This window comes from Bacillus sp. JJ1127, from assembly GCF_036965845.1.
Lineage (GTDB): Bacteria > Bacillota > Bacilli > Bacillales > Bacillaceae_G > Bacillus_A.
In genome coordinates this window covers 11,425-16,884 of record NZ_JBALQK010000228.1, presented here as the reverse complement: position 1 = coordinate 16,884, position 5,460 = coordinate 11,425, and the positions used below count along the sequence as shown (strand labels likewise).

At 35.0% G+C, this 5,460-nt stretch carries 2 protein-coding genes; one reads left to right on the top strand and one right to left on the bottom strand.

The window, feature by feature from the left end:
- Nucleotides 1-104 precede the first annotated feature (104 nt).
- Nucleotides 105-2,882, top strand: coding sequence for a YhgE/Pip domain-containing protein (locus tag V7183_RS20470; RefSeq protein WP_335360658.1), 2,778 nt, complete (start codon nucleotides 105-107; stop codon nucleotides 2,880-2,882).
- 41 nt (nucleotides 2,883-2,923) lie between these two features.
- On the opposite strand, the gene topB is transcribed toward V7183_RS20470, so the two are convergent.
- Nucleotides 2,924-5,113, bottom strand: coding sequence for a DNA topoisomerase III (gene topB, locus V7183_RS20465; RefSeq protein ID WP_335360657.1), 2,190 nt, complete (start codon nucleotides 5,111-5,113; stop codon nucleotides 2,924-2,926).
- Nucleotides 5,114-5,460 lie beyond the last annotated feature (347 nt).

Genomic DNA, 5,460 nt, shown 5'->3' with positions numbered 1-5,460 from the left:
ATAGTACATTTTCGTTTAATCCACGATGTAGAAAATGATATAATGGCAAAATGCATGTATCATTTTCTAAAGAAGGAAAAATATATAATTAGGTGATAGCTTATATGAAACAAATATGGCGTATTTATACGACAGACTTACGGAATGTAGCCAAACATTGGGCTGCGATTGTAATTGTATTAGGGCTGATGGTTTTACCATCTTTATATGCATGGTTTAACATTAAGGCTTCTTGGGATCCATATGGAAATACAAAAGAAATCCCAATTGCAGTTTCTAACGAAGATGCAGGGGCAAACTTACGGGGAAAAGACATTAATATCGGGAAAGAAGTTGTAGATTCACTTAAGAAGGATAAGAATTTTAACTGGAAATTCGTTGATGAAAAACAAGCAGTTTATGGAGTGGAACGCGGAGATTATTACGCAAGTATCACGATTCCAAAAGACTTCTCAGAAAAAATTACGACTGTTATTAGCGATAATCCGAAAAAACCAGAACTTGATTATTTTGTGAATGAAAAAGTAAATGCCATTGCACCAAAGATTACAGCAAAAGGTGCATCGGGTATAACAGAAGAAATTAGTAAAAACTTCGTTAAAACAGCGAATGGTGAGATTTTTAAAATTTTCAATGACCTTGGAATCGATTTAGAAACAAACTTACCAAGTATTGAAAAGGTAAAAGATCTTGTATTCAAGTTAGAAGCACAATTACCAGAAATGAATAAACTTGTGGATACGGCATTAACAGATGCTGGTAAAGCACAAGATCTTGTAAAAGTCGCACAAGAGAATTTACCAGTAGTGGAAAGTGTGATGAATGATGGACAACAAATGACGAAAGATCTGGATGCATTCTTTGCAAGAAATGGTCAAACGTTAGAAGATGCTCCTGGAGTCATGAAAAATAATTTGACTGTATTGAAAAAAGGGATGGATGGTGCAGCAGCTGCTACGGATTTCTTGATGCATCCAGGAGTTGATTTCAATCTAGATATTCCAGACCTTCCACAAGTTAATGTAGAAGGATATAAAAATATAGCAAAAAATATTAATCAAACAGTAAACAGTGTTTTTGGCTCTGCCCGTGTGGGAACAGCATACGCGCAAAGTGTTATGGATGGCTTACAAAATGGAAAAATTGATCCAGAGATAGCGAAGAAAAATATAGAGACTGTTTCTAATAATCTTCAGACTCATACTGATAATGTTTCTTCTCTGATTGCTATGATGTCTAAGCTTGAGCAGAGTGTACCAACTGATTTTGGTAAAGATTTCTTTGGTACAAGAGTACAACATTTAACAGCGATTAGAGACTCTATGCAAGATGTAAATAATAGGATTAAACATGTTGGAGACTTAATTAGCTCAGGACAAGAAGTAAAACAAGATGTAAGAGATGCAATCAATCAAAAGTTAAATGCAGTAAACGGTTTAATTGATCAAGCTGAAAAAGATTATAACGAAACTTTTGTAGCAGGTTTCCAAAAAGCAGTTAGCACAGCCGAACAGTTGAAAAATATAGTAGAAGAAGGTATCCCAAATACAGTAGAAGATTTCAAAAAGGCAAAAGAAGATTTGAAAAATAAAGGTGTTAACGGACTAGATGGTACAAAAACCGCTTTAAATAGTCTAAACGGCCAATTCCAAGCAGGTATAAATATGATTGATGATATGATACCTGTCTTAAATGATTTAAATAAAATTTTAGGTGATATCAATAGTGATAAAAATGTTAACGATCAGATTGCTAAGTTAAACAAAGCAAAAACGGATCTTCAAAAAGGAATGGATTTAACGAATAAAGGAATTGCTGCTATTGATAAAGGGCAGCAACCAGCAAAAGATGTCATTGAAAGCATTAACCAAGTATCAAAAAGTGTTTCAGCACAATTAGGCGATATTTTAGCAAAATATGATTCAGAAATCGTTCCAAACTTTAATGCAGCAATTGCTCGTACAAAAGAGATGTCTAAAAATACATCTAAAATTTTAAGCGATGCAAATAAAAAACTTCCAGATGTAAAAACATTACTAGAAGATTCATCAAAAGGTTTAGTAGAAGGTAAGAAGAAAGTTGAAGATATTAAAGCTGAGATGCCGGCTGCTGAGAAAAAGATTAAAGAATTAGCAAATAAAATTCGTGAATTTGATTCACAAGAGGATATAAAAGACATCATACGTTTATTGAAAAATGATGTTGAAAAGCAAAGTGATTATTTTGCAAGTCCGGTGAAATTAAAAGAAAATAAATTATTTGCGATGCCAAACTACGGTTCAGCGATGTCACCATTCTATACAGTGCTTGCACTATGGGTAGGGGCATTGTTAATGGTTTCGTTATTAACAGTAGAAGTACACGAAGATATAGACTATAAGAGCCATGAGATTTACTTCGGACGTTTCTTAACGTTCTTAACGATAGGTCTTGCGCAAGCGTTTATCGTATCGGTGGGAGATATATACTTACTTGATACGTATGTAGTTGATAAGTTCTGGTTTGTGTTATTCAGTTTATTTAGTAGTGCAGTCTTTGTTTGTATCGTATACTCACTTGTTTCTGTTTTCGGAAACATCGGGAAATCGATGGCAATCATTTTACTCGTACTGCAAGTAGCTGGATCAGGCGGAACATTCCCAATTCAAATGCTTCCAAAATTCTTCCAAGCAATTTATCCGTTCTTACCGTTCACATATGCAATTAGCGCGATTCGTGAAACAGTGGGCGGAATGATTTGGGATATTGTGATAAGGGATCTTCTTGTATTAAGTGTCTTTGTGGTAATCATGCTTGTACTTGCATTAGTACTGAAAACACGAATTAATAAGTCGAGTGAAAAGTTTGTTGAGAATGCAAAAGGAAGTAAAATTATTCATTAAAAATAAGAGGTTCCTACTGAAAACGGTAGGAACCTTTTTGTTTAATCAAATTTTAATTTCTTTAATGCTTCTGCTAATGCATTATTCAATGGTTCTTCTTCTTTTTGTTGTTGTTTCATATATTTTTGGACGTCTCGTTTATCGGCTTTGTTGCCCGATTCTTTCTTGCGTCTTTCTTGGAATGTAGAAAGTTTTTCGCGATAGCCACATTTACATGCAAAGATTTGACCAGCTCCTTCACCACGAAGCTCCAGTTTCTTTTTACACTGAGGGCAGCGTGCATTTGTAGTGCGGGATACATTTTTACGATGACCACACTCGCGATCTTGGCATACAAGCATTTTCCCTTTTTTACCGTTTACTTCTAACATTGGTTTACCACAGTCTGGACAAGATTTCGTTGAAATGTTGTCGTGTTTATATTTTTTATCGCTCGATTTAATTTCAGCAACAATCTCTTTTGTATAGTTTTTCATTTCTGAAATAAATACTTCTTTTTTTAATTTCCCTTTTGCGATCGCTTCAAGTTTTTGCTCCCATTCACCAGTTAGTGTAGGAGATTTTAGTTCTTCTGGCACTAAATCAAGTAACTGACGGCCTTTTGAAGTGATATGAATATCTTTACCACGTTTTTCAATTAAGAATGAATTGAATAGCTTGTCGATAATATCAGCTCGTGTAGCTACAGTACCCAGTCCGCCAGTTGACTTTAACGTGTCAGCAAGTTGTTTGTTTTGCGTATCCATGTATTTTGTTGGGTTTTCCATTGCTGAAAGTAATGTTGCTTCATTAAAGCGTGCAGGTGCTTTCGTTTGACCTGATGTTTGGACAATTAGTTTTACGTTTAATGTATCGCCTTTTTCGATGCGAGGTAAGATTTGTTCTTTTACATCATCGATTGCAGCATCATCTTCAAATTGATTTTCATAAACTTCTTTCCAACCAGCATGTAAAATCGTTTTTCCTCGTGCGATGAACGTTTCGTCACCAATTTTCGTGCGTAATGTTAGCTGTTCATATTCAAAGGCCGGGAATAAAACGGCTAAGAAACGTTTTACAACTAAATCATAAATTTTACGTTCTTTATCTGTGAAAGCCGAGAAGTTAACATACCCTTCTGTTGGAATAATAGCGTGATGATCGCTTACTTTACTATCATCAACAAATGATTTATTAGATTTTATCGGCTTATTTAAAATCTTATGTGCTAACGAGCGATATTCTCCTACACCGCACGCTTTTAGTCGCTCCGGAAGTGTTCCAACGATATCAGATGAAATATAGCGTGAATCTGTACGAGGATATGTTAGCACTTTATGTTGCTCATACAATTTCTGCATAATGTTTAATGTTTCTTTAGCAGAGTAACCGAAGATTTTATTTGCATCACGTTGTAGTTCAGTTAAATCATAAAGACCAGGAGAGAATGATTTCTTTTGTTTTTTATCAATTTCCACAACAATAGCATTTTGTTTATCTAGATTCTTTACGATACCATCAATTTTTTCTTTATTAAAACTACGACTATTCCCTTTTGCATCTTGCCAAGTTAGTTTTAATTTATTAGTTGTTTGAGCTTCGATACCGTAGTATGTTTGAGATTTAAAGTTTTTAATTTCATCTTCACGACCAGCAATAATAGCTACAGTTGGTGTTTGGACACGACCGCAGTTTAGTTGTGCATTGAAGCGAGTCGTTAATGCACGTGTTGCATTAAGACCGATATACCAATCTGCTTCTGAACGCGCAACGGCTGAAGCGTATAAGTTGTCATATGCTTTACCTGGTTTTAAGTTTGCGAAGCCGTCTTTGATTGCTTTATCGGTAACAGATGAAATCCATAGACGCTTGATAGGTTTATTAATTTTAACTTTATCAATAATCCAACGAGCGACTAATTCTCCCTCGCGACCTGCGTCTGTAGCTACAATTATTTCATTTACATCTTTTCTAATCAGTTGGCTTTTAACAGCATTAAACTGTTTTCCCGTTTGTTTGATCACAACTAATTTCATACGTTCCGGAAGCATTGGAAGATCTTCAAGATTCCATGTTTTATACTTATTATCATAAACCTCAGGGTCTGCAAGCGTCACTAAATGCCCAAGAGCCCAAGTCACGATGTATTTGTCACCTTCTAAAAATCCATTACCTTTTTTTGTACACTTTAATACTTTTGCTATATCACGTGCAACTGATGGTTTCTCAGCAATTACTACACTCTTTGCCATTTATTCAAACTCCTTTACTAACTATATACCGTTTAATATACCACAGTTTTCAAGAAGAGCAGTAAGGAACACCTTCTATTTGGCAGTTATAATTGACATGGCTTGTTTAAGAATCTCTACTTCTTGTCTTAATTTCTTATTCCCTCTATAAACCTCATTAAACTGCTTTGGAGTAACTATCACTTGCTGTTTTGAATACAACTTAATCCATTTTAATTTTTCAATATCTAAATCCCTGCGATGCAGAATAAAAAATAACCTACACTCGATTGCTCATTCTGTCTTTACTTCGCATGTGGCAGAAAAAGGCTCTGACCGCTTCTATGCATGGCCAGATGCTCTTGTCC

Excerpts from the sequence above, each read along its gene's own strand:
- V7183_RS20470 (WP_335360658.1), top strand. The coding sequence starts at position 105 with ATGAAACAAATATGGCGTATTTATACGACAGACTTACGGAATGTAGCC.
- topB (WP_335360657.1), bottom strand. The coding sequence starts at position 5,113 with ATGGCAAAGAGTGTAGTAATTGCTGAGAAACCATCAGTTGCACGTGAT.